Consider the following 3,817-nt stretch of genomic DNA (forward strand, 5'->3'; position numbering starts at 1 on the left):
GGTTCTTTCATGGCATCGGCAAAGTCTCTGCCGTCTTTTTCACTGCTCAGCAGAACAAAAGCAAAGCCATCCCCGCTGGGAGAGAACACTGCTGTTCTCTTTGCACCTTTTTTCAGCAGCAGGTCTGCAAAGTGGGTCATATCCTTGCTGTTCAGCCCTTCGCCAAAGAAGAGGATATTTTCTGTACCTTCTGCCACCTGTTCCGCTTTCAGATTGAAGTATTTCCATTTCAGCTGTGTTAATGTCTGGTTCAGTTCATCTCTTTCTGCCAGCACATTTTTCACTGCCATATCCACTTTTTCCGCAGGAACGGAAAGCAGTCTGCCTGCTTCTGCGGAAACATCATTTTTCTTTCTGAAATCCTGCAGGGCACGTTTGCCGCAAAGCAGTTCCAGTCTTGTGCCGCCTTTATAATTCTGCGCACTGATGATCTTGATCTGCCCCACTTCACCTGCCAGTTTCACATGAGTACCACAGCAGGCACAGCAATCGTATGTACCTACGTTTACAATACGAACCTGACCTTCCAGTTCTTTTTTGCTGCGGTATTCCAGCGCGTCCAGTTCCTCTTTGGAAGGATAACGGATACCCACGGGAACATTGTTCCAGATAGCTTCATTCGCCTTTTCTTCCAGCCAGGGCAGGTCTTCTTCGGGAATTTTTGTATTCAGGTCAATGGTGATCATTTCCTTGCCCATATGAAAACCAACGTTATCACAGCCATATTTTGCGCAGATGACACCGCTGAGGATATGTTCGCCGGAGTGGTTCTGCATCAGGTCAAAACGACGTTCCCAGTCGATCTCGCCTTCTACTTCTGTGCCCACTTCCAGAGGTTTATCTGTTGTGTGTGTCACGATATCGTCCTTTTCATGAACATCCAGCACCTTCACGCCGCCCAGTGTCCCCATATCCGCAGGCTGTCCGCCGCCTTCGGGGTAAAACAGGGTTCTGTCCAGAACAACTTTCCAGTTCTTTTTGTCTTCGGTACATTCCAGTACCTTTGCAGTAAATTTTGTTGCATATGCATCCTGATAATATAATTTTTCGGTCATGGGTATTCCTCCGTTTTTTACTGATTCATAATGTATAAGTATATCATACTCACACAGAAATCAAAAGAAAAAGCGGTATACTTTCGTACACCGCTTAAATTCATCTTTTAAGAATCATTTGATTTTCAGATGAGCTGCACAGGATTATTTATCCAGCTGAGGAGCAACGTCATCCATCCATTTCATCAGACCGCCAGCTTCAGCATCTTTGTCATCAACATATTTTTTCGTTTCAGACGCAATAACGCCGGACAGACCAATCAGAGCAACCATGTTGGGGAATGCCATACAAGCATTCAGTGTATCAGCTACGTTCCAAACTACGTCCAAAGCCGCTACGCAGCCAACCAGAACTACGATTGTCCAAGCAATACGGAAAGGTTTAATAGATTTAACACCTACCAGATAAACCCATGCACGTTCGCCGTAGTAAGACCAACCCAGAATTGTGGACCATGCAAATGTGATCAGACCGAATGTCAGAACTGCAGGACCTACAACAGGGATCGCACCAAACGCACCGGCTGTCATCTGCGCACCTACCAGACCGTCCATACCAACGGGGTCTTTCAGAATAGCAGTTACCAGTACCAGAGATGTCATCAGACATACAACGATTGTATCCCAGAATACACCGGACATGGAAATCAGCGCCTGTCTTGCAGGGTTTCTTGTAGCTGCACATGCGTCTACGATAGGAGCAGAACCCAGACCGGATTCATTTGTGAACAGACCACGGGATACGCCGGCACGGATACACTGGATTACTGTAGCACCAACGAAACCGCCGCCAACTGCCTGAGGATTGAACGCACCTTTCACGATTACTGCAAATGCATCGCCGATATATGCGCCGTTAATGAAGAGAATCACGATACAACCAACGATATACAGACCAGCCATCAGAGGGATCAGTTTTTCACATACTTTGGAAATAGACTGAACGCCGCCCAGAATTACCAGACCTGTCAGTACCATCAGAACAACGCCAGTTGCAACTTTAGGAATACCAAATGTACCATTTACAGATTCAGCAATGGAGTTACCCTGTGTCATGTTACCGATACCGAAACATGCAATTGCTGTGAACAGAGCGAACAGAACGCCCAGCCATTTCTGACCCAGACCTCTTTCCAGAGCGTACATGGGACCACCAATGTAAGAACCATCTTTTGCTTTTACACGGTATTTAACAGCCAGAATTGCTTCACCGTATTTTGTAGCCATACCCAAGAGACCTGTGAACCACAACCAGAAAACAGCACCGGGACCACCTGTACCTACAGCAGTAGCAACACCTACGATATTACCTGTACCAATGGTAGCAGCCAGAGCTGTCGCCAGCGCGCCGAAACCAGATACGTCACCAGAAGCTTCCGCATCAGGTGTTACAGATAATTTAATACCTGTGAATGTTTTTCTCTGGATGAATTTTGTTCTGAATGTCAGCAGAATATGTGTACCAATCAGCAATACCAGCATGATGGGACCCCATACTACGCCATTGATTGCGCTTACATAGCCGTTGAAAGTTTCTAACATAGTTTTTCCTCCTTTTTTTGTAAGAAGATGAAATCATTGCGTGCATCAGTATCTTATCAGACCGCGGTTTCTGTTTATGCAAAAATACTCATACATCATTCCACTTGGAACACACCTATATCATACATAAAAATTCACAATAGCGCAAGAATTTTTTGATATTTTTTCAAATTTCTGGAAATTCGAAAACACTTTCATAGAATATATCAGCACTTTATCCTCCATTTATCAATATTTTTTGTTGCTTTTGACCCCAAGAAAGACATTTGTCCGTTAAGATAATGTAAATTTATTCTTTTCATCGACTGAACGTTTTTCCATAAAAATCCAGTAAAATAGGCATTTTCAAGCAGAACTCATTTTATCCGCACAAATTCCCATAATCCAGCTATCGTTATTTTGCACAAAAATTTACACTTTCTTAACACGAATGTAAAAAAGAAAAGAGTCCCTTCCGGAACTCTCTTCTTTCGCTTTATTTATCAACAATAGGGGCTTCATCTTCCATCCACTGATCCAGACCGCCCTCTGTCCAGACATATTTTTTCGTTTCAGAAGCAATCACGCCGCTCAGCCCCAGCAGTGCAACCAGATTCGGGAAGGCCATGCAGGCATTCAGGGTATCTGCCACATTCCAGACCACTTCCAGCGCCGCCGCACAGCCCACAAATACCACCAGTGTCCACGCAATACGGAAGGGTTTGATGGCTTTTGTACCGCACAGGTAGACCCACGCCCGTTCACCATAGTAAGACCAGCCCAGAATGGTAGACCACGCAAAGGTGATCAGGCCGATGGTCAGAACAATGGGCCCTACTGTGGGGATCGTGGCAAAGGCCGCAGAGGTCAGTTCTGCCCCCACCAGACCTTCCATGCCCACAGGATCCCGCAGCATGGTGGAAACCAGCACCAGTCCTGTCATCAGACAGACAACGATTGTATCCCAGAATACGCCGGACATAGAGATCAGTGCCTGACGGGAAGGATTTCTGGTGGCTGCCGCCGCATCAACGATGGGCGCAGAGCCCAGACCGGATTCATTGGTAAACAGACCTCTGGCAACCCCATAGCGGATACAGGTCATAATGGATACCCCCACAAAGGCGCCGCCTGCAGCCGAAGGATCAAAAGCACTTCTGAAAATCACAGAAAAAGTATCCGGAATGTATGCTGCATTGATCAGCAGGATCACCAGACACCCCAGAATGTAGAACCCTGCC

Annotated in this window: 3 protein-coding genes; all 3 read right to left on the minus strand. The window is 46.1% G+C overall.

The features are described 5' to 3' along the window. A partial coding sequence (locus ACJMLT_RS08270) for an alanyl-tRNA editing protein (protein WP_405729302.1) occupies positions 1-1,055 on the minus strand: 1,055 nt, incomplete at its 3' end. Positions 1,056-1,199: 144 nt separating this feature from the next. Beyond that, complete coding sequence (locus tag ACJMLT_RS08275) at positions 1,200-2,597, minus strand: alanine/glycine:cation symporter family protein (RefSeq protein ID WP_405729305.1); 1,398 nt, start codon at positions 2,595-2,597, stop codon at positions 1,200-1,202. A gap of 475 nt (positions 2,598-3,072) precedes the next feature. Then, the coding region (locus tag ACJMLT_RS08280) for an alanine/glycine:cation symporter family protein (RefSeq protein ID WP_405729308.1) at positions 3,073-3,817 on the minus strand (745 nt) is incomplete at its 5' end.

Source organism: Anaerotignum sp. (assembly GCF_045122575.1).
In the GTDB taxonomy this organism is placed as follows: Bacteria; Bacillota; Clostridia; order Lachnospirales; family Anaerotignaceae; genus Anaerotignum_A.

Coding starts and splice junctions, on each gene's coding strand:
- ACJMLT_RS08275 (WP_405729305.1), bottom strand. CDS start 2,597: ATGTTAGAAACTTTCAACGGCTATGTAAGCGCAATCAATGGCGTAGTA.